We start from the raw sequence: 20,058 nt of genomic DNA on the forward strand, positions 1-20,058 counted from the left end.
GTGAGGCCGACGGTAGAGTCGGCGCATGTCGGTGAGTTCTTCGACGAAAAGAGCATCGTCGCTGCTCGCGGTGGGCTTCCTGCTCACCGCCTGTGGAGGGGGGCCTCCGGCGCCCGCTGCGCCGGAAGCGACGCCGCCTCGGGCCCCGACGACGGCGCGTGGTGAACCTGCCAGGGAGGGAGTCGTGGACACCGTGGAATCCGGGACGAACGAGGGGTCGACGCTCACCGAGCGAGGCAAAGCGCTGGTGCAGCGGCTGGAGGCGCGTCAGTTCGCAGCGATCGTCCAGGGGTTCGACGCGACCATGGGCACGGCGCTTCCCGAGCCGAAGCTCGCCGAGGTGTGGGACGGGCTCGTCGCGAGCGTGGGGCCGCTGCAGGAGGTGGTCGCGGTGCGCACGGAGGCCTCCGGGGCCTACGCGCTGGTGCTGGTGACGTGCCGGTTCGAGAAGACCACGCTGGACGCGAAGATCAGCTTCGACGCCCAGGAGAAGGTCGCTGGGCTGTTCTTCGGGCCATCGAAGCCCCCCGCGAAGCCCTGGGAGGCGCCTGCGTACGTCGATCTGGCGGCGCTGACGGAGCGCGAGGTGAAGGTGAACCCGGGCCCCTGGGAGGTCCCCGGGATCCTCACGTTGCCCCGAGGGAAGGGGCCGTTCCCTGCGGTCGTGCTGGTCCATGGCTCGGGCCCGAACGATCGTGACGAGACGGTCGGTGCGAACCGCCCGTTCAAGGATCTGGCGCTCGGGCTGGCCACGAAGGGGATCGCGTCGCTGCGGTACGACAAGCGGACGCTGGTGTACGGAGCGAAGCTACGCGTCGACGAGCTGGGCATGGACCAGGAGTCCGTCGACGATGCGGTCGCCGCCGTGGCGCAGCTCGCGAAAGAAGGATCGATCGATCCGGCGCAGATCTACGTCGTCGGGCACAGCCTCGGAGGGATGCTCGCCCCCCGGATCGCGACGCAAACGAAGGGGCTCGCGGGCATCGTGCTGCTCGCGGCGTCGACACGGCAGGTGCCCGAGATGATGGTGGAGCAGCTCGAGTACATCGCGTCGCTGTCCGAGCGCGGGCGGGAAGCCCTGAAGGGCCAGATCGAGCAGGTGAAAGAGGCGGGGCAGCGCATCCGGGCGCTCCAGGGAGGCGCTGCACCGAAGCCGGACGAGGTGATTCTGGGCGCCGGGGCGAGGTACTGGGTCGAGTTCGGGAAATACGATCCGCTGGCCACGGCGAAGGGGCTGGGACTCCGCATCTACGTGGCGCATGGCGAACGCGACTATCAGGTCACCGACGTCGACTACCGCGCATGGGAGAAAGCGCTGACCGGCAAGAAGAACGTGACGCTGAAGCTTTACCCGGCGCTGAACCACCTGATGATCGCGGGCACCGGGCCGAGCTCACCCGCCGAGTACGAACCGGGAGGGCACGTGGACGCCGCGCTCGTCGCCGATCTGGCGTCGTGGATCGGGGCGGCAGGTCCTCGTCCGTCGTCTCTTTGATACGCTGGGCGCATGCGGTCTCCCATGCGCTGTGCCCTGCTCTCGGGGGTGTTCTCGGTGGTGCTGGCATCCCTGGCCACGAGCGCCCACGCCGACGTCGTGCAAGCACCTCCCCTCGACTGCCCTGCGGGCGCTGTGGGCAGGACCAGCCACCGGGGCCCCTCCTGTCAGCCCACCACCTGTGAGACGGACACCGACTGTCAGCAGGTGAAATCCTCGTGGCTCGGGGCCACGGGACCTGCGCTGGTGTGTCGGGAGCAAGGGCTCTGTGTGGAGCGCCGCACGCCGTCCAGCCAGTCACCGTACCACCGACATCCTCCGCGAGAGCAGGAGCTCCTCGTCGCGGTGAGCACCTGCGGGAGCGCGTCGTCGTGTCCGGCCTCCGCCACCTGTGAGGTGGCGAAGCGGTGTGTGCCCGTGGAGACGGAGAAGGACGCGGGGACCGGGGCGGATGGGGGGAGCGCGGAAGAAGGGCGTCCAGCGGCGGGAGGATCGAAGGGGTGTGGTTGCGCGGTGGTGCCCGCAGGAGAGGGGGTCGCCGCGGTCGCCGCAGGCCTCGTGGTCAGCGGCTGGATGGTGCTTCGAAGGAGGCGCGCGGGACGCTGAGGAGCCCCGAGCTGGACGCCATGACGAGCCGCGCCCCGCCCGTGATGGGTCTTCGTGACCGTCTGCCCTGGTAGGCTCGAAGCATGCGATCCACGCGGAGTCTCCTCGTGCTCTCCAGCGTCGTCTCGGTGGCACTCACGCTGCTGGGCCGGGATGCGCACGCCGACGCCGTCATGCCTCCGCCGGACGAGTGCCCCCCGGGCGCCCTGCCGAGGACCAGCCACATCGGCCCCTACTGCCAGCCGAGCACCTGCGAGACGGGCGTCGACTGCCCGCACCTGGAACCCCGCCTGCTCCCCCGCAAGGGGTTCCCGCTGGTGTGCCGGGAGCGCGCGCTGTGCGTGACGGAACGAATCGAGCCCGATGGACCGCCTTTCCGCGAAGACGATCCCGGCTCGGTGAGACGGCCGATCGCCGTGAGTTCCTGCGACGAGGCGACATCATGTGCGGCCCCTGCGCGCTGCGAGACGACGAAGCGGTGCGTGCCCTTGGAGCTGGAGAAGGAGCTGGAGAGCCCGGCCTCGAAGGGGTGTGGTTGCGGCGTGGTGCCGGCTGGTGAGGGTGCCGCCGCGGTCGTCGCAGGCCTCGTGGTCAGCGGCTGGATGGTGCTTCGAAGGAGGCGTGCTGAAGGCTGAGGGCGGCCCACGGCGAACCGAGCGGGAGGCCCCCGATGCTCGCCTGCGATCAGCGCTTCGCCGGCTTCGTGTCACCGCGCGTGACGTGCTCGTCGCTCTCGGACGTCATGCGCTCTGCCGCCACAACGTCTCGCTCGGCCTCCGCCTCGGCCTCCGCCTCGAACTCTGCATCCGCATCGAGCACGGGTGCCCCAGCCGCGCGAACCGGGGTGGGAGCCAGCCGCGCCCCCGAGGCCTTCGCGCCAGCAGCGACGCGACCACCGACGCGCGCGCGCGCTCTCTCGATGGCCTGGGCCAAGCCCTCCGGGTTCGGAGAGGCGACGAGGTAGACCTGCTCCTTGCCGGCGTCGTCGCGCCACACGATGCGCACGGCGCGGCCGGCGTCGCCGATGATGTTGTAGGCCCGCGAGCCGTCGTTGCCGCGCCGGATGCCCCAGCCGCCATAGCGCTTCCAGTCGCACGCGGCGGCCTCGCTCCGCTCGATGCGCTCGAGGGGGATGCGCGGTCCGAACAGGCCGTACTGGATGTACACCGAGCGCTGGGTGACGGTGACCCGCAGGATCGAGAACAGGATCCAGAGCAGCGAGAGAAAGAGGGTGAGCAGAACGGGCCCGATGAACGCCTGCAAGGGAACGGCTTGGCCCGTGGAGACGGCCGCCCAGACGACGCTCGCGAGCGCGAGGAGAGGGATGAGGAACGCGACGCCGACGAGGACGTGGAAGCCGGTGGCTGCCTTGATCTTGTCCCGGTAGAGCACCGGCTCGCCGGACATGTACTCGGCTTCGTACGGGTCCGGTGCCCTCGTCAACTCGCTGTCACTCATCGGCTCCCCTCCAGCGTCACGAGGCTAAAAGCCTCCCATCGGTCGCTCCCACCCTTCCATCGGCAGCTCCCAGCCCAGCACCCCTGGTGTCCAGGCGCGGTGCCGACCGGCGCCGTCGCCCGAGATCCAGGCGCCGTCGGCGGCCCAGCGCGCGGTGAAGGCGTCGCGCAGCACCAGCTCGGCGAGCTTGCCGCGCGGAGAGAAGCCCCACTCGGCCTCCTGCGAGACGTCATCGGGATCGGCGTAGTAGCGCCACACGAAGAAGCCGGCGCAGAAGCGGGCGTCGAGGAAGGGCGCGATGATGCCGAGGTAGGCCTCGGCCTGGGCGCGCTGGTCGACGACGACGTCCTTCATGCCGTCGGGCCACTCCCAGGGGCGCAGGGCAGGGTCGCGGCGGGTGGTGTAGCCGATCTCGGTGAGCACCACCGGCTTGCCCCACGCCTGCGCGACCTGCTCCACCTGGCCGGCGACGCGGCGTCCGCCAGCGAGGAGGTCGTCGAGCGAGGCGCCCTCGCGCTCGGCGAGCGGGTAGAAGGCGTTGATGCCGATGAGATCGAGGTCGTCGAAGATCACGGTGTGCTCGACGTCGTCCCAGTTCGCCGAGTAGGTGAGCAGACCGGGGTAGACCTTGCGCACGTCCGTGATGATGTCCCGGAAGCTCTCGGCGCGAGGCGTCGTCACCCAGCTCCGCAGCTCCACGCCGACGCTGAGCATCTCCGCGCCGCCTTCGGCCGCCACCTCGGCCCAGGTCAGGAGGAAACGGCGGTAGGACGACGCCCAGCGCGCCCAGCCTTCGTCGTCGCCGGGATCGATCTTCGCGCGCCACTCGCCATTCTCGACCCAGAGGTGAGGCACGATCAGCACCTTCAGGCCGCGGGCATGCGCCTGCGCCGTCGCGCCCAGCACGGCGCGGCGGTTGTCCTCGAAGGGTGCCTCGAACACCAGATCCACGCCGGTGCCGGCGAGGTCGGCGACACGCCCGAAAGGCGTGAGGCTGACCCAGGAGGCGCCGAGCGCCGTGGTCTCGTCGAGGGCACGCGCGCTTGCCTCGGTACCGTAGCCGCGCCCAGCGTGACGGAGGCTCTCGATGGGGCCGAGGGTGATCCCGCGGATGCCGCCCAGCCGGGCGTCCGCCCAGGCCTCGGCGCCGGGCAGCAGGCGTGGCGCCGCGGGGACCTTCACAGCCGGGCGCCTCCCGCGCGGCGGGGGCGCGGCGACGCCCGTCGACAGCATCGAGGAGGAAAGCAGCGCGGCTCCCAGCAGGGCGGCACTACGGCGGAGCAGGGTGGGCCATCGCCTCACGGACACGAGGGCCGTATACCAGGGTTCGGCGCCGAGGGATCCCCTCGCGTCCCTGGGACCACGGCGCACGCGCACGCGCCATCATCGAAAAGACGGAGATTCCGCGGAGTTTCCTGGCACGGAGCCCTCGAAGGCGCGGTGGCTCGACGGGGAAGCGGGCGTCCGTCGTCTCGTGTTCAGCGCTCTTTACGCCGGCGCTCCGCCTCTTCGAGTTCTCGCTGACGGCGCCGCTCGCGCTCGACCTCCTCGTAGATGAGCTCGGGCGGATACTCCCACCCACCAGGCGGCGGTGTGAGACCCGTGGCCGAAGGCGCAGCGCTGTTCCCTTGAGGCAGGGGCTCGGTGCCGCCCAGCGGCTCGGTCTGGACCGGGGGAAGCGGCTCGACGGGTCCCGTCGGAGCAAGCCGCGCGGGTTTCGAGGAAGCAGCAGGCAAGACCTCCGGCGCCCCGGCACGCTTGGCGACCCAGACGCGCATCACCTGGATCGTGTGCGCGGCGATGCCAGTCCTCGCCGACGCGGAGGTGCCGCCGTCGGTGAAGACGAGGATGCGGCCCTTCACGAGCCAGATCGAGAGAAGGCCCACGGCCAGCAGCGAGACGCCTCCGATCTCCAGCATCCGGCGGGTCCGGGTGCGCGCTCCGGGCGGCGGCGTCGAGGACGCGCCCCAGGGCTGAGGGGCGTGGCCTTCACGAGGCCGAACCGACGCCGCAGGAGGCCGAACCGATGCCGCAGGAGGCCGAGAGGAAGGCTGCGCTGGCGCGCGCGCGGCTTCCCCTGGTGGCATGCCCCGGCGCGAGGCAGGAGGAACGCTGCTCCGCAGCGACGCGGGCGGAGCGCTCTGACGCGAGGCGGGAGGAAGGCTGTCCCGGAGAGACGCCGGCGGCACGCTCGCCCGCGCGGAACCGCCCACAGAGACCGGCGGTGGACGACCGGTGATGCGAGATACGTCCTCGACGCCGAGATCAGCGGCGATGCTCGCCAGCAAGCCCGAGCTGGGCGCCTCCTCGTGCGTCGCCTCGTCGTGGATGTCGTGGCCATAGGCCGCCCCGCGCTGGCTGGGGCTCACGCCCGAAAACGGCGCGACGTCGGGCAGAGGATCGAGATCGGGGATCTCGGGCAAGCCGTCGGCGCCGCTGCGCAGGGACGCGGGGCTCGCGGAGGGCACCTGGCGGATCTCCCACACCTTCTCGGCCGCGCGGCGTGCGCGTTCGGCGCCGAAGCGCGAGAGGGCGAGGGCCAGCTCGGCGATGTTCGCGTGCCGTTGCTCGGGGACCTTCTCCAGACAGCGCTGCAGCACCTTCTCGAGCCCACCCGCCTTCAGTTCGGATGGGAGGGGTGGAGGGGGCGCGTCCAGCACCTTGGCCACGATCTCGAGCGGCTCCTCGGCGTCGAACGGCCCCTTCGCGCAGAGGAGCAGGTAGCCGAGCCCCCCGAGGGCCCAGAGATCCGCGCGCTCGTCCACCTTGCCGCCCGAGCGGAGCTGCTCGGGCGCCATGTACAGGAGCGAATCCCGCATCGAGGGCGACCCCAGCGCTCCTTCGCCTTCCGCGCCACAAGCGACGGCGTGGGTGCCGAAGTCCAGCACCTTGATCGACGACTGCCCGGCGTCGGAGAAGGTCAAGAACAGGTTCTGCGGCTTGAGGTCACGGTGCACGATCCCGGCGGCGTGCGCCTCGGCCACCGCCTCGCACGCCTGGAGCAGGTACTTCACCGTCTCTCTGGGACCCATCGGCCCGCGCCGGTCGACGTACGCGCGCAGATCGCAGCCTTCGAGGTACTCGGTCACCACGAAGGGCGCGCCATCCTCCAGCTCACCGCAGTCGAGGACGTGCGCGACGTGCTCCCCCTTCAGCGTCTTCGCGGCCCGCGCGTTCCGGAGCAGGCGCTCGGCAGCGCGTGGGCTCTGGAGGCGCGCCGGGTCGAACTTCTTCACGGCGACCCGCGTCCGCGTCACCTCGTCCGTGGCGAGAAGGACGACGCCGATGGCGCCAGCGCCGATGCGGCTCTCCACGCGGTAGCGTCCCGCGATCAACTCGGGCGGCGGGGGCTGAGATTTCCCTCTGGTCATCGCGGACGATCCTCAGCATTTCGCATGAATGCGCTCGTCATGCGAGCCCTCGCTGCGTCGCTCTCCATGACGGGACGGGTCGGTCGGCGCAAGCGCGCCTTGCGCGGACAAGAGCGCACAGGCAAAGGCGCACAGGCAAGGACACACGGGCAAGAGCGCACGGGCAAGCGCGCACCTCGCACGGCAGAGGTAGGCCTCTCACGTCGGCAAACCGACGGCCCAGGCGAAGAGCCAGTCGATGCCGGCGACGAGCGCAGCGATCGCGATCGACAGCGCGAGGCCGACGGCGAGGCCGAGCCCCAGCCGCACCCCGGGCCGGTAGGGCCAGACGCTGCGGGTGACCACCGACCAGCCCAGCATGGAGAGCGGCCCGAAGGCGTACAGCGCAGCGCCCCAGCTCGCGCCGTTCCATGCGGCGTCGCGCTGCGCTGGCGTGAGACGCCGGCGATGCCAGATCTGGATTCCCAGTGGGAGCAGAATCCCGAGCGCGATGTTCAGCACGAAGCGCAGCGTCTTCATTCACGGAATCCAGGGTGGTTGATATGCGGCGCTTCACCGCGATGTTCCCCCGTGCGCACGACGCAGCGCGTGACGGCGCTGCTGGGCTCAGTGTGTCCTCCGCGGCTGGCGCGACGCGAGAGAATTAGGTGCCCTCGAGTCCGGTCGGCCTTCTGTAGCAGGGGTGAGTCTTGATACATCCTTGGAATGTCAGCCGACATCCGGAACGTGGCGATCATCGGGCACAAGGGCTCGGGCAAGACGTCGCTCGCGGAGGCGATGCTGTACGTGGCGAAAGCCACGCCCAAGCTCGGCAGGGTGGATGACAGGTCGAGCTTTCTCGACGACACCAACGAGGAAAAGGAGCACGCCGCGACGCTCGAAGCGAGCGTGGCGAGTCTCTCGTGGGGGGGGAAGAAGATCACGATCGTCGACACCCCGGGCGAGGGGAGCTTCCTCGCCGAGACGCGCCTCGCCCTCGCGGCGGTGGACGCGGCGCTCCTCGTGGTGAGCGGCAGGGACGGGGTGCAGCCGGTCACCGAGCGGGTGTTCGGCTGGTGCCGGGAAGCGAAGCTGCCCGTGCTGGTGGTGGTGACCAAGGTGGACGCCGAAAACGCTCGGCCCGACGAGGTGGTCGCCGAGGTGCGCGCGCGGCTCAAGGCGCCGATCGCGGTGGTGGAGCACCCCATTGGAGAGGGGTCGTCCTTCCGGGGGGTCGTGGCGATCCGCACGAAGAAGGCGTGGTTGGACAAGCCCGAAGCGCCAAGCGCGATCGCGCCCGTGGCGATCCCGGGTGACGTCGCCGGTGAGGTGGAGAGGGCGCGCGGCAAGCTGGTCGACGACGTCGCAGGGACCACCGACGAGCTCACCGAGAAGTACCTGACCGAGGGGGATCTCACCCAGAGTGAGCTGGATCAGGGCCTGCGCGAGGCGATGCGCGCCGGCAGCATCACGCCGCTCTACTACGCCTCCGGGACGCGTCCCGCCGGCATCGCGGCGCTCCTCGACGCCATCGTCGAGCTGGGCCCAGCCCCCGAGATGCACCCGGCGTGGCGAGGTGAGCTTCCCTCGGCGCGCGCTGGCGGAGCGAGCGGGGGCCGCGATCCCCTGGAGCGGGCCCCCAAAGACGACGCGCCAGCCGCAGCGTTCGTGTTCAAGACGTCGATCGATCAGCACGCCGGCCGGACGTCCTGGGTCCGCGTGCTCTCGGGGGTGCTCAGGCCCGAGACCTCGATGCTCAACGCGTCGACGGGCATCAGCGAGCGGGTCGGCAAGATCAGCCACGCACTCGGCAAGGAGCACAAGCAGCTCGAAGAGGGCCGCGCTGGCGACATCGTGGCCATCGGCAAGCTGAAGACGACCCTGAGCGGTCAGACGCTCTCCGACGAGAAGCATCCCTTCCTGTTCATCGCGCCAGCGCTGCCGCCCGCGCTGTTCTCCCGCGGGGTGAAGTTCGAGGCCAAGAGCGGCGAGGACAAGGTGGCGGCGGCGCTCCACCGGCTCGCCGAGGAGGATCCGGGTCTCGCCGTGCACCAGGAGGAGGCGACGCGGGAGCTGGTGGTCTCGGGGCTCGGAGCGCTGCACCTGGAGATCACGGTCGAGCGCATCCGGCGGCGGATCGGCATCGACTGCCACCTCGGGCCGCCGCACATCGCCTACAAGGAGACGCTCAGCGCGAAGGCCACCGGGATCGAGGGCAAGCACAAGAAGCAGACTGGGGGGCACGGTCAGTTCGGGGTCTGCATCATCGACATGGAGCCCCTGCCCCGCGGTGGCGGCTTCGTGTTCGAAGACGCCGTGGTGGGTGGCGCGATCCCGCGTCAGTTCATCCCCTCCGTGGAGAAGGGCATCGTGAAGTCCATGGCCCGGGGCTTCCTCGCGGGCTTCCCGATGGTGGACGTGAAGGTGCGCCTCCACGACGGCAAGTACCACGACGTCGACTCGTCGGACGCGGCCTTCCAGATGGCAGGGAGCAAGGCCTTCAAGGCCGCGGCCGCAAAGTGCCGACCCGTGCTGCTGGAGCCAGTGGTGAAGCTCCGGGTGCAGGTCCCCAGCCTCCACATGGGCGACATCATCGGCGACATCATCAGCCGCCGCGGCCGGGTGACGGGCACCGACAACGTCGACGATCAGGCCATCATCAACGCCTTCGCGCCGCTCTCCGAGCTCCTGGAGTACGAGTCGAAGCTCAAGAGCATGACCCAGGGGAAGGGGACGTTCACGATGAGCGTCGACCACATGGATGTGTGCCCGCCCGTGATCCAGGAGAAAGTGGTGCGCGAGAGCGGGTTCAAGGTCGCCGAAGACGAGGACTGAACCTGGTTTTCGGCTACCCGGACGTCTGGGACAGCGCCCCCCTGCACGACACCGAATCGGTCAGTCGCATGCGATGAAGGGACCGTTCGTCCCAGGGCCTCCAGAGCATCGCTCTGACGGACCACGAGGTCATGGTCATCTCACCACGCCCTCATGGTCCGCGACCACGCCCTCATGGTCCGCGACCACGAAGTCATGGTCGTCCCACCACGTCCTCATGGTCCGCGACCACGAAGTCATGGTCCGCGACCACGCCCTCATGGTCCGCGACCACGCCCTCATGGTCCGCGACCACGCCCTCATGGTCCACGACCACGCCCTCATGGTCCGCGACCACGCCCTCATGGTCCGCGACCACGCCCTCATGGTCATCCCACCACGCCCTCATGGTCCGCGACCACGCCTTCATGGTCCGCGACCACGCCCTCATGGTCTGCGACCGCGCCCTCATGGTCCGCGACCATGAAGTCATGGTCATCCCACCACGCCTTCATGGTCATCGCATCACGAGCTGGAGAACGTCCCTGAAGAGCCGGAAGGACTCGACCTGTCGGGCTGGATACGCCATCGCGTGATCCAGGCCGCACATGAGGAATGATGGAAGAGCAGCCCTGCGCAGTGGCGCGCCGCCCCACCCCAACAAGGGCCAGGGTTTGACGACGGGTGAATGGGTTCGGCTACGGGTGAATGTGGACGATGGTCCCTTCGCCCGTCGCCGGGCCCGAGTTGGCCCCGTGCCAGTCTGCCGGCACCGGCGGATCGGTCCACATGAACACGCGGCGCGCGTCGATGGGCGACAGGTTGATGCAGCCGTGGCTGCGGGGCCGGCCGTAGTCGTCGTGCCAGGGCGAGGCGTGGATCGCGTAGCCCGCTTCGAAGTACTGCACCCAGGGCACGTCGCGCAGCTCGAACTTGTTGCCCGACTCGTGCGAGTCCATGGTCGTGGTCACGTGCTTCTCGCGGATGCGGAAGGTGCCGCGCACCGTGGAGAAGGTGGTCTTGGGATCGGCGAGGCCGTCGCGCCCCGTGGCCGCGGCGGTGGCGTAAACGGGCTTCGGGCCCTCGTACAGGATGACGACCTGGTTGAGGATCGAGATGTCGATCCACCGGGTGTTGCCCTTGGCGTGGGGCGGTAGCTCGCTCGGCTTCACGGCGATCGCCACGTCGGCGTCGCGGACCCAGTAGCCCTCCTTGGCCTCGACCAGGCGGGTCTTGCCGACGAACTTCGACTTGCCGGTGAGCTGGACGGCCGTGTGCCAGGGGAGCTTGCCGTTCTTGTCGAGCGCCGCCTTGGACAGGTCGTACTTGTGCGCGCCCTCCTTGTGGACGAACGCGAGCGGCAGCTCCCAGCCCTTGTTCATGTCGACGCCGTGGAAGACGGAGCCGCGCGCGGGCTTGAGCTTGGAGGTCGGTACCAGGCGCGCGTCCGTGGTGAGCGCGAAGCGGCGGTCGTTCGGGCCAACGAAGCTGCCGATCAGGGCGAGGCCGGCCTTGCGGGCGATGCGGTTGGTGATGACCGCGTACGGCGGCACCTTGAAGGAGGCGATGTTGGGGATCTGCCGGCCGCCCTTGAAGAACCAGGGGATGGCGTCCTCGCCGTTGCCGCCGAAGAGGGCGCTGTCCGAGAGGTCGGGGGGCGTCTCCGGGGGCTCGCCGATGGCCTGACCCAGCTCGTCGATGGGGACGTCGTTGGCGCCGACCTTGAACTCGTCCCACTTCGTCTTGAGCTTCTTGTAGCTGCGGAGGTGGCGCTCCAGGCTCATCTCGTAGCGGAGCTGCTCGTCCTTGCTGGGCACGCGGTAGTAATTGGGGGCAATCGCGCGCACGAAGGCGTACGGGTACGGCATCGGCTTGTCGAGGGCGGGTCGCACCGTCAGCGCCCGGAGGATCGGGTGCTTCATGTCGATGCTGGCGTCGCCCTCGGCGCACATGTACCCGGCCGGGAGCACGCGGTACCAACCGCCCTGGCAGTCGTCGAGCGCCACCGGCTTCTCGGCGCGCACCGTGGTCCCGCCAGCGCGCAGGTAGCCGAGCTTCGGCGCCCGGCGATCAGGGCGCTCATAGACGATGGCCGTCATCTGCACGGCACCGATGCGGGGGCCGTCCGGGCGGGGGACCTTCGCCGGGTCGTCCGGCTGGTCCTGGTTCGAGGCGGGCGACGAGAGGCTGACGATGCCCTCGGCCGACGCATGCTCACCGCCGTTGCAGGCCGGCAGGGCGAGGGCGGCGCCGCACAGCGTGAGGGCGGTGACGAGGCGCGAGCGCCTGGCCGGCGACTCGAGGGCCTGGTCCGGCGTCACGCTGGGCACGGTGCTTCGCTGTCTGGCGTGCATACCCTCCCGATGCCGGAGGGGGGTCGAAGAGGCCAAGTTTTGGGGTTGCGAAGGAAACCGAGGTTGACTAGGTTCGCAGCCTTCCGCGGGAAACTGCGGGTGCGCCACTAGCTCAGCTGGATAGAGCGTCGGCCTCCGGAGCCGAAGGTCACACGTTCGAATCGTGTGTGGCGCGCCAAGATGGCCTTGAGATCGTGAGCTTCGATCTCGGCTTGCCGACAACCCACGAAGACTGCCGGTCGCTTCATCCGAAAGCGCTGTGTGATCGTGGATGTGGAAGGCCATCGAGAGCAACGGCCGTTCAGCCATCCGCAAAGGTGGCGTCAGCCAGGATGTGGCGCGCGCTGGTACTGCCTCGGTGAGCACGCCATCACGCGCTTGAAGGCGGTGCTGAAGGCGCTCTCGGAGTCGTAGCCCAGCGAGGTGGCGATGACGGCGATCGTCTCGTCGGAGTTGCGCAGCCGGTCACCCGCCACGAGCATCCGCCACCGCGTGAGGTAGTCCAGCGGGGAGGTGCCGACGACCTGCTTGAACTTCAACGCGAACGTCGAACGCGACATGCCGGCGCGGCGCGCGAGTTCCTCGACGGTCCAGCGGCTGGCCGGCTCGGCGTGCATCGCGCTCACGGCGACGCTGAGCTGCCGATCGGTGAGCGCGCTGAGCCAGCCGGGGCTGGTCTGCGCATGGGAGGTGAGGTGGAGCCGCAGCACCTGGACCAGCATGATGTGCGCGAGGTGCTCGGCGACGAGCTGGCCACCTGGCTGCTGGCGGCGCAGCTCGGCCGTGATCTGGTGGATCGCCCAGCGGAGGACCGATGCGTTGTCCGAGGTCTCGCGCACATGGACGACGGGCGGCAAGGTGCCGAAAAGGAGATCGGCGTGACGATCGGCGAAGACGAAGCGGCTCCCGATGAGGAAGACGTCTCCGCCACCCTTCCATGTGGCAATCCCGTCCTTGGCCTCGGCGTAGATGCCGCGAGCGTCGATCGGAGGAAGCGATAGATCGGTCGCGAGCGTGAAGGGGCGGCCCTTCGTCAGGAGGAATCCGTCGCCCTCTTCGATGCGGACCGGCGCTTCGTCTCCGTCGACGAAGAGCCAGCAGGCGCCACGGGTCACTGCGTTGAACTTGATGCCCTCGTGGCCAGGGAACCGGAGCGCCCAGTCACCGCCCGCGTTGAGCCCGGCAGACACGTACCCGCGGGGCCTCAGCAGGGAGAGAACATCAGAGAGCGGGTCGAGGGCCATCGTCGGACGATCGCGAAAGACATGCGGATTCTAGCGCATGGTCCGAGCATTCCCCACGCGCTACCTCTTGTCCTCCGTGAGGCCCTGGAGGGCCCAGGAAGCGAGAGGTGAACCATGAGCAGCCGACAAGCACCGATAGGGTCTGGTCTGGGACCGAAGTCGACGGCGGAGGAGGCCCTGGGAGGTCGTGACCTCTCCGGGGTCGAGATCATCGTCACCGGCGGCTACGCCGGGCTCGGCCTGGAGACGGCGCGGGTCCTGGGAAATGCCGGCGCGAACGTCGTCGTTCCAGCCCGCGACGAGGTCAAAGCGCGCAAGGCCGTCGAGGGGCTGAAGGGGATCACGCTGGCCTCGCTCGATCTGACCGTTCCTGCGTCGATCGATGCCTTCGCAGACAGCCATCTCGCCACCGGGCGACCGCTGCACATCCTCATCAACAATGCCGGGGTGATGGCCTCCCCTCTCCTGCGGGATGGGCGCGGTCATGAGGGGCAGTTCTCCACCAACCACCTCGGTCACTTTCAGCTGACGGCGCGTCTCTGGCCTGCGCTGCGCCGGGCAGGTAGCGCCCGCGTCGTCAACGTCTCGTCCCGCGGCCACCGGCTCGCACCGGTCGACTTCGAGGACCCGGATTTCTTGCGGCGCCCTTACGACAAGTGGGTGGCCTACGGGCAGTCGAAGACGGCCAACATCCTGTTCGCGCTCGGCCTCGATCGGCGCGCGGAGGCGCTTGGGATCCGGGCGTTCTCGCTGCATCCCGGTGGCATCCTGACCGATCTCGCGCGTCATCTCGATGCGGCGGATCTGCGACGGGTCGGTGCGACGGACGAGGCTGGCAACTTTCTCCCTCCGGAGAAAAACGGCTTCAAGACGGTGGAGCAAGGCGCCGCGACGCAGGTCTGGTGTGCGACCAGCCCGCAGCTCGACGGCATGGGTGGCGTTTACTGCGAAGATTGCGAGGTCGCAGAGGTCGGTAGCGACGGCGACGACAGGCACGGGGTGCGACCGTGGGCCGTCGATCCCGAGGCGGCCGACCGCCTCTGGCGGCTCAGCGAGCAGATGGTGGGGCGAGAGTTCCAGGTGACGTAGCGGCGACGTCCCCGGCCGTGGGTCTCAGGCTTCGGCAGCAGCGAGCGTGGAGGGGGCGGCGGGCGGCGGGGGAGCGGCCGCCTTGCTCGCGGCGGGTGCCGAAGCCGACCCGTTCTTGCGCACGGCGGGCGCGTCTTCACGGCGCACGTTACGACGCATGACGGTGTTCCCCACGGCGATGTCGAGCATCTTCTTCGCCCGCTTGAAGACGCTCTCCTGCACGTAGGGGATGCCGTACTTCTCGCAGAGGGCGCGCACCTTCGGCTGGATGATCTGGTACTGACGCATGGGGATGTCGGGCCAGATGTGGTGCTCGATCTGGTAGTTGAGCCACATCTGCGTGAAGTCGACCAGGTCGCTGCCGGTCGCGTAGTTCGTCGAGCCGATGATCTGTCGCAGGGCGTGCTCCGCACGCGACGCCGGCCGATCGTCGAACCGGTACAGGTCGTCGCCCGTGTGGTTCGGACCCACCACGCAGAAGGTGTGCAGGTTGGTCATGAACTCGGCCATGAGGGAGTTGCAGAAGGCGCTCATCACGCCCCAGGGGCCGAGGGGCAGGTAGCAGAGCGGCATCAGCCCGAAGTGGAGGCCGACATAGGGCAGGTAGCAGCGCAGCCACAGCTCGCGGTCGCGGCCTCCACGGCTCTCGGCTTCACCGTCTTCCTTGCTGGTGGGGACTGGCCGCTCTCGCCACGTATCGAGCGTGTTGGGCGCGTAGTACGACGCTTTCCAGGTCAGCGAGAGGATCCCCATCAAGGCGTACCGCACGGGCTTCGGGAACTTGCGCAGATCCTCGGTGTTGCGCTCGATCAGGTCGGGATCGCGCTCCTCGCCGGTGTGGGAGTGGTGAAGCACGTTGTGCTCGTAGATCCAGGCCTCGGGGATCATCCAGTCGGGCCAGTCGAAGAAGCGGCGCTTGCCGCGGGCGAAGACCTTGCTCGTGTAGCGGGGAGGTACGCCGGGCACCTTGTCGTAGCCGCGATGGCCGATGTGGTGCATCAGCATCCAGCGCGTCGAGCGGCCAACGCCGAGCAGGGCCGCGCTGATGGGGTTCGGCGCCAGACCGGCCGTGAGCAGGCCGAGGGCGGTGCAGGCGTGGCCCCAGCGCTCCATCTTCTCGAGGTGATCGAGGTCCTCTTGTCCCAGCGAGGCATCGATCTCGCGGCGAAGGGCCTTGATGTCAGCGAAGAAGGCGTCGAGATCGATGGATGCGAGGTCGAACGGAGGCGTACTGGTCATGAGGTTCCGCGCAGCGTGTGAAGGACGCGGCACCGTACACCACGATGAAGCTCAAATGGACGCTGGTCATCGCCCCACGGCGAACACGCGACCCGCCTCTCGGGCCGTCGATCGCTGGAAAGATGCATACGCATCGACCACACGGGAGCGCACGGCCGCACGCGGCAGATTGTCGCCGAGCGCACGGACCAGGGCCTCGACGACGTAGCCCTCGGGCGCCATGAGGGTGCGTGTCAGCAAGAGGGCCGCGGAGCCAGCATCCCGGAGCGGGTCGCTGAAGTAGGCTTCGGACGAGCAGGCCATCACGAACGAGGGGATGGGCGCGTCCCCCGCGGGGAGCAGCGGCGTCGCGCTGCGATCCATCAAGCGGTTGTGCCCCGCATAGCCGGCCACGTGGATCCGCTCGACCCGCTCGCGTCCCTCGTCCACGAAGCGGACCTCGCCCCCCCGTGTCGCCGTCGACCAGAACATGGCCACGGCCTGATCGATGGACTTGCCGTGCACCGCCTGGATGACGAGGAGCTGCTCGAGCGGTGCCTCCGCCGCGCCTCCCCAGGCGGCCTGGGTGGTCTTGCGGCGGTAGATGATCCGCTCCAGGAGTGGGCCTTCTCCGGTGGTGGCTTCCACGCGCTCCCACCCGCTGCGGGGGCGATCGAGGAAGCGGCGCTGGCCGAAGATCGCTCCCCAGTACAGGTTCTGGGTGAGGTCGCCAGGGCGCCCCGCCGGGCCGCTGCCGCAGTCGAGCATCCCGCCGTCACAGAGGGGGACGACGACCGAGATGACCAGCGGTTTGCCCGCCTTCACGTCGGCTGCGATCCGGGGATCGGCGTCGCTCCAGGGCGCAGGGAGGGCCCGTGGCGGTGTGCTGACGCTCGCGCGCGGAGAGGCGGGCGATGGCGCCGTCGAGGGCTCGCTCGACAGAGCCGACGCTGGCTGGACCGCTGGCTTCTTGGCGGGAGGGGAGGACGAGGTGGACACGCCCGCAGCGAAGGCGGCCGGCGGTCCCACGAGGAAGCATGCGCTCAGAAGGGCGACGCGGAGAGAGGTCGCGGGGTGTCGAGGCGAGGTGGGACGAGCCGGCATCGGGATCCTGAGCGAGGGCCTGGCTGGGAAGGGGGCCCTGCACGGGTTCATCGTGGAAGCCGCCCGGATCGTGACACGCCAGGCTTCATCGTCCAAGCGGACGGCCGCACGCCCGGGCCGATGGCGGTCATGAGGGGACCGGGTTGTCGCGGATCACGCGCAAGGCGTTGTCACGGAGGAGCTTCCGGATGACGTTCTCGCTGAATCCCGCGGCGAGCAGCGCATCGGTGAGAAGGGGGAGCCGCGCGGCGTCGCACAGGTCCCGGGTGGGGATGATGAAGCCATCCCAGTCGGAGCCGAGCGCTGGCGTATCCTCGCCGACCACGTCGATGATGTGCCGCAGGTGCCGCACCACGGGCTCCAGGCCTTCTCCCCCGAGGAACTGGGGGCAGAAGATCACCCCCACGCAGCCCCCTCGATCCGCCACCGCGCGGAGCTGATCGTCATCGATGTTGCGCCAGTGAGCGAACGCGCCGAGCACCCCGGTGTGGCTCACCATGGGGGGCTTCGTGGCCATCTCGCACGCTTCGAGGAAGCCGCTGCGGTTGATGTGGGCCAGGTCGACGATGACGCCCAGCTCTTCGCAGCGCCGCACCACCTCACGCCCGAACGGTGTCAGCCCCTGGCCATCGCGGCGGCCCTGTCCGTAGGCGGGGAAGCACGCTTCGTTGGCGCTGAAATGGCAGAGGCCCAGGTAGCGCACGCCGCGCCGGGCGAAGCGTTCGAGCTGCTCGATCTCTCCTTCCAGGGCGTGCGCGCCTTCGATGCCGAGCAACGCGGCCACCGCTCCCCGCTTCGTGGCGGTTTCGATGTCGGCCGCCGTCCGCGCCTTGATGAGGCGATCCGGTCGCGCCCGGGCGGCTTTTTCGAGTTCGTCGATCTGCTCGTAGATGACCGCCGCGAGGCCGCGCCGCTGACCGACGGGGAGCGAGACGAGGCCGAAGAACTGGGCGCCGATGCCGCCTTCGATCAGGCGCGGCACGTCGACGTGGCCGCCGATGGCGGCCCAGGGGAGAGGCGGGTCGTGCCGCACGTGCAGGTCGTAGCCGACCCAGCGCGACCACATCAGGCTGTCCGCGTGAAGGTCGATGGCGGGCGAGAGTGCGTGGAGGGCACGGGCGTCCGGGGAACCGTACATGGCCTGGAGAGCGTATCCAGACGGGCGCACCGAGACCATGCCCAGAAGCTGGTGCGGGTCAGCCTCGGGATGCCCTGTCAGTCTCGCGGGATTTCGAGCACGAAGGTCGCCCCTTTCACGTCGGTGTCGCGCGCGAGGTACGCATGGCCGCCGTGCTTGCGGGCGATCTCCCGGACGATGGCCAGGCCCAGGCCCGCGCCGCCATGGGTCCCAGCCTGCGCGCTCGCCCCCCGCTGGAACGGCTCGAAGATCTTCTCTTCTTCGCCGCGCGGGACGCCGGGTCCTTCGTCACGCACCGAGATCCGGTGTCGCGTTTCCATCACGTCGAGGGCCAGCGTCACCGAGGAGCCTGCGGGGGCGAAGCGCAGCGCGTTGGCGAGCATGTTGTCGACGGCTTGCCGGAGCGTGAGGGCCTCCATCACGGCAGGGACCTCGGCGGGGGCCACCACGAGCAGCCGCACCCCTCGGCGCGCCGCCTCGGCCTCCGCAGTTTCCGCAGCCTCCCGGACGAGCAACGCCAGATCCCCTCGCGACGGCACCCACGCCACGCCGCCGAGGGCGGCGAGATCCAGCAGCCGTGAGGCCAGCGCCGCGAGCCGGTCGACCTCGCGCCGAGCCTCGAACAAGGCCTCCCGGAGCTCGGGCGCGGGCCGCTCCTTGCGCAGTGCGAGGTCCATCTCCGTCCGCATCAAGCCGAGCGGTGTCTTCAGCTCGTGCGCGGCGTTGGCGATCAGCCGTTCTTGCGCTGCACGCGCGGTATGAAGTCGCCGCATCGCCTCTTCCAGCGCGCCGCGCAGGGCGGCGATCTCGTCCCCCGTCGTGTCCGGGGGGAGTCTCCAGACCAGATCGCCTCCCTTCAGCTCGGGCAGGTACGCGGCCATCTCGCCCAGCCGTCGGCTCATCCGTGAGGCTTGCCACGCCTGGATGCCGAGCAGCGCCAGCGCGACCGCGGCGCACGCGGCAAGCGTGGTCTGGTGGTAGGTCCGCAGGGTGGCATCGATCTCGGCGAGCGGGCTCGCGAGCTTCAGCGTGTACTCCTTGCCCTGGGGGGAGCGCACCCGGACCGCGAGCTCGCGGAGCAGCTTGCCGTCAGGGCCGGGCCGCGTCTGGAGCTTCGGCAGCTCCCCCATCGCCCCCGCCTCGCCTTCGGCAGGTCGCGCGGGAGCCGGGCCTTTGCCGTAGGTCACCAGCAGGTCGCCACCCGGCCCGAACAGGCCCACCGTCGGAGCGAACGCGCGCACCTCGACGGCCAGCGGGGAGGCCGTGAGGTGGAGGTGGGGCTCGCCGGCGGGGCCGTCGAACAAGCTCACGCTCTCCACGGCAGCCTGGGAGATCAGTGCGCGGTCGAGCGCGTGGAGCAGGCTGAGACGAAAGGCTTGTCCCGCCAGGAGCACCGTCACCAGGAGCGCCACGGTCGGGAGGGCGGCGCCGAACAGGAGCAGGCGCGTGCGGACCTTCAACGTCGCCCCTCGCGCTTCGGCTCGGTGATCACCAGCCGGAACCCGACGCCACGCACCGCCTGGATGAGCACGGCTTCACCCGCGAGCTCCCGCAGCTTCGTCCGGAGATAGCCGACGTAAACGTCGACCACGTTGGGCGCTCCGTCGAACCCCGTACCCCAGACCGTGCTCAGCAGCTCGCTGCGGGTGAGCACATCCCCCGCGTGACCCCACAGCTCCGAGAGCAGGGCGAACTCCCGCCCGGTGAGGGTGCGCTCTTCCTGTCCGCAGGACAGCGTCCGCCGGCGCGCGTCGAGCAAGAGGGGCCCCAGACGCCGCTCCACGTCGTGCCCGCCCGCGCGACGGTGCAGCGCCTCCAGGCGGGCCACCAGCTCCTCGAAGTCGAACGGTTTGACCAGGTAGTCGTCTGCGCCCGCGCGCAGGCCGGTCACCCGTTCCCCGACCGTCCCGCGCGCCGTCAGCAGGAGCACGGGCGTGCGCAGGTCACGCTCCCGCCAGCGCCGCAGGACGGCCAGTCCGTCCATCTCCGGCAGCGACCAGTCGAGCAAGATGACGTCGTACGCCACCGCCTCGGCCTGCTCCACCGCCACCACGCCGCTCGTGCAGACGTCGACCTGGTGCCCCTCCTCGCGCAAGCCGCGCTCCAGCAGGCGCACCATCTTCGGCTCATCCTCCACCACGAGCAGCTTCACGGCGCCCATCCTAGCGCGCTCTCCTGGGCCGGGCCT

At 69.7% G+C, this 20,058-nt stretch carries 17 protein-coding genes and 1 tRNA gene; 6 read left to right on the forward strand and 12 right to left on the reverse strand.

Annotated elements, in window-relative coordinates:
* Nucleotides 1-25: 25 nt before the first annotated feature.
* From CMC5_RS35690 to CMC5_RS35700, 3 genes are all read left to right on the forward strand, one after another.
* Entirely contained in the window at nucleotides 26-1,495 is a 1,470-nt protein-coding gene (locus CMC5_RS35690) for an alpha/beta hydrolase (RefSeq protein WP_082363098.1), read from the forward strand.
* Nucleotides 1,496-1,507: 12 nt separating this feature from the next.
* On the forward strand, nucleotides 1,508-2,101 hold the full coding sequence (locus CMC5_RS35695) for an MYXO-CTERM sorting domain-containing protein (RefSeq protein ID WP_156339110.1): 594 nt from the start codon (nucleotides 1,508-1,510) through the stop codon (nucleotides 2,099-2,101).
* Nucleotides 2,102-2,184: 83 nt separating this feature from the next.
* Nucleotides 2,185-2,736, forward strand: coding sequence for an MYXO-CTERM sorting domain-containing protein (locus tag CMC5_RS35700; protein WP_050434589.1), 552 nt, complete (start codon nucleotides 2,185-2,187; stop codon nucleotides 2,734-2,736).
* A gap of 49 nt (nucleotides 2,737-2,785) precedes the next feature.
* Here the strand turns inward: CMC5_RS35700 and CMC5_RS35705 are convergent, their stop codons facing one another.
* The 4 genes from CMC5_RS35705 to CMC5_RS35720 all read right to left on the reverse strand — a co-directional run bounded on the left by CMC5_RS35705 (nucleotide 2,786) and on the right by CMC5_RS35720 (nucleotide 7,449).
* A complete protein-coding gene (locus tag CMC5_RS35705; protein ID WP_050434590.1) occupies nucleotides 2,786-3,559 on the reverse strand; it encodes a hypothetical protein in 774 nt (257 codons plus the stop codon).
* 24 nt (nucleotides 3,560-3,583) lie between these two features.
* Nucleotides 3,584-4,867 (reverse strand): glycoside hydrolase family 113, encoded by a 1,284-nt coding sequence (locus CMC5_RS35710; RefSeq protein ID WP_245678019.1) that lies wholly within the window; start codon nucleotides 4,865-4,867, stop codon nucleotides 3,584-3,586.
* 170 nt (nucleotides 4,868-5,037) lie between these two features.
* Nucleotides 5,038-6,930: a serine/threonine-protein kinase gene (locus CMC5_RS35715; protein WP_050434591.1), complete on the reverse strand. Its 1,893-nt coding sequence runs from the start codon at nucleotides 6,928-6,930 to the stop codon at nucleotides 5,038-5,040.
* 198 nt (nucleotides 6,931-7,128) lie between these two features.
* Nucleotides 7,129-7,449 carry a hypothetical protein gene (locus tag CMC5_RS35720; protein ID WP_050434592.1) on the reverse strand — a complete coding sequence of 107 codons (321 nt, stop codon included), beginning with the start codon at nucleotides 7,447-7,449 and terminating at the stop codon, nucleotides 7,129-7,131.
* 186 nt (nucleotides 7,450-7,635) lie between these two features.
* Between CMC5_RS35720 and CMC5_RS35725 the strand changes: the two genes are divergently transcribed.
* On the forward strand, nucleotides 7,636-9,744 hold the full coding sequence (locus tag CMC5_RS35725; RefSeq protein WP_063796408.1) for an elongation factor G: 2,109 nt from the start codon (nucleotides 7,636-7,638) through the stop codon (nucleotides 9,742-9,744).
* A gap of 193 nt (nucleotides 9,745-9,937) precedes the next feature.
* On the opposite strand, the gene CMC5_RS47085 is transcribed toward CMC5_RS35725, so the two are convergent.
* On the reverse strand, nucleotides 9,938-10,102 hold the full coding sequence (locus CMC5_RS47085) for a hypothetical protein (protein ID WP_156339111.1): 165 nt from the start codon (nucleotides 10,100-10,102) through the stop codon (nucleotides 9,938-9,940).
* A gap of 319 nt (nucleotides 10,103-10,421) precedes the next feature.
* Nucleotides 10,422-12,044, reverse strand: a complete 1,623-nt coding sequence (locus tag CMC5_RS35740) for a L,D-transpeptidase (RefSeq protein WP_156339112.1) — start codon at nucleotides 12,042-12,044, stop codon at nucleotides 10,422-10,424.
* A 134-nt stretch (nucleotides 12,045-12,178) separates the two neighbouring features.
* Between CMC5_RS35740 and CMC5_RS35745 the strand changes: the two genes are divergently transcribed.
* Nucleotides 12,179-12,255 (forward strand) — tRNA-Arg (locus CMC5_RS35745).
* A gap of 145 nt (nucleotides 12,256-12,400) precedes the next feature.
* Here CMC5_RS35745 and CMC5_RS35750 read toward each other — a convergent pair.
* Nucleotides 12,401-13,321: an AraC family transcriptional regulator gene (locus CMC5_RS35750; RefSeq protein ID WP_082363100.1), complete on the reverse strand. Its 921-nt coding sequence runs from the start codon at nucleotides 13,319-13,321 to the stop codon at nucleotides 12,401-12,403.
* A gap of 114 nt (nucleotides 13,322-13,435) precedes the next feature.
* On the opposite strand from CMC5_RS35750, the gene CMC5_RS35755 reads away from it, so the two are divergent.
* Nucleotides 13,436-14,410: an oxidoreductase gene (locus CMC5_RS35755; RefSeq protein ID WP_050434596.1), complete on the forward strand. Its 975-nt coding sequence runs from the start codon at nucleotides 13,436-13,438 to the stop codon at nucleotides 14,408-14,410.
* A gap of 24 nt (nucleotides 14,411-14,434) precedes the next feature.
* Here the strand turns inward: CMC5_RS35755 and CMC5_RS35760 are convergent, their stop codons facing one another.
* The 5 genes from CMC5_RS35760 to CMC5_RS35785 form a co-directional block, all read right to left on the reverse strand.
* Nucleotides 14,435-15,649 (reverse strand): fatty acid desaturase family protein, encoded by a 1,215-nt coding sequence (locus tag CMC5_RS35760; RefSeq protein ID WP_050434597.1) that lies wholly within the window; start codon nucleotides 15,647-15,649, stop codon nucleotides 14,435-14,437.
* A gap of 66 nt (nucleotides 15,650-15,715) precedes the next feature.
* Nucleotides 15,716-16,732, reverse strand: coding sequence for a hypothetical protein (locus CMC5_RS35765; RefSeq protein WP_156339113.1), 1,017 nt, complete (start codon nucleotides 16,730-16,732; stop codon nucleotides 15,716-15,718).
* Nucleotides 16,733-16,859: 127 nt separating this feature from the next.
* Nucleotides 16,860-17,870, reverse strand: a complete 1,011-nt coding sequence (locus CMC5_RS35775) for a dipeptidase (RefSeq protein WP_050434600.1) — start codon at nucleotides 17,868-17,870, stop codon at nucleotides 16,860-16,862.
* A 77-nt stretch (nucleotides 17,871-17,947) separates the two neighbouring features.
* A complete protein-coding gene (locus CMC5_RS35780) occupies nucleotides 17,948-19,330 on the reverse strand; it encodes a sensor histidine kinase (protein ID WP_050434601.1) in 1,383 nt (460 codons plus the stop codon).
* Nucleotides 19,327-20,022, reverse strand: coding sequence for a response regulator transcription factor (locus CMC5_RS35785; protein ID WP_082363586.1), 696 nt, complete (start codon nucleotides 20,020-20,022; stop codon nucleotides 19,327-19,329). Before CMC5_RS35785 ends, CMC5_RS35780 begins: the two co-directional genes overlap by 4 nt.
* Between the last annotated feature and the right edge of the window lie 36 nt (nucleotides 20,023-20,058).

Source organism: Chondromyces crocatus (assembly GCF_001189295.1).
Taxonomy (GTDB): Bacteria; Myxococcota_A; Polyangia; order Polyangiales; family Polyangiaceae; genus Chondromyces; species Chondromyces crocatus.

What these genes read in the sequence shown, in the direction of transcription:
- CMC5_RS35760 (WP_050434597.1), bottom strand. Translation starts at nt 15,649, where the DNA reads ATGACCAGTACGCCTCCGTTCGACCTCGCATCCATCGATCTCGACGCC.
- CMC5_RS35725 (WP_063796408.1), top strand. Translation starts at nt 7,636, where the DNA reads ATGTCAGCCGACATCCGGAACGTGGCGATCATCGGGCACAAGGGCTCG.
- CMC5_RS35715 (WP_050434591.1), bottom strand. Translation starts at nt 6,930, where the DNA reads ATGACCAGAGGGAAATCTCAGCCCCCGCCGCCCGAGTTGATCGCGGGA.
- CMC5_RS35705 (WP_050434590.1), bottom strand. Translation starts at nt 3,559, where the DNA reads ATGAGTGACAGCGAGTTGACGAGGGCACCGGACCCGTACGAAGCCGAG.
- CMC5_RS35690 (WP_082363098.1), top strand. Translation starts at nt 26, where the DNA reads ATGTCGGTGAGTTCTTCGACGAAAAGAGCATCGTCGCTGCTCGCGGTG.
- CMC5_RS35695 (WP_156339110.1), top strand. Translation starts at nt 1,508, where the DNA reads ATGCGGTCTCCCATGCGCTGTGCCCTGCTCTCGGGGGTGTTCTCGGTG.
- CMC5_RS35765 (WP_156339113.1), bottom strand. Translation starts at nt 16,732, where the DNA reads ATGCCGGCTCGTCCCACCTCGCCTCGACACCCCGCGACCTCTCTCCGC.
- CMC5_RS35755 (WP_050434596.1), top strand. Translation starts at nt 13,436, where the DNA reads ATGAGCAGCCGACAAGCACCGATAGGGTCTGGTCTGGGACCGAAGTCG.
- CMC5_RS35700 (WP_050434589.1), top strand. Translation starts at nt 2,185, where the DNA reads ATGCGATCCACGCGGAGTCTCCTCGTGCTCTCCAGCGTCGTCTCGGTG.
- CMC5_RS35775 (WP_050434600.1), bottom strand. Translation starts at nt 17,870, where the DNA reads ATGTACGGTTCCCCGGACGCCCGTGCCCTCCACGCACTCTCGCCCGCC.
- CMC5_RS35720 (WP_050434592.1), bottom strand. Translation starts at nt 7,449, where the DNA reads ATGAAGACGCTGCGCTTCGTGCTGAACATCGCGCTCGGGATTCTGCTC.
- CMC5_RS35750 (WP_082363100.1), bottom strand. Translation starts at nt 13,321, where the DNA reads ATGGCCCTCGACCCGCTCTCTGATGTTCTCTCCCTGCTGAGGCCCCGC.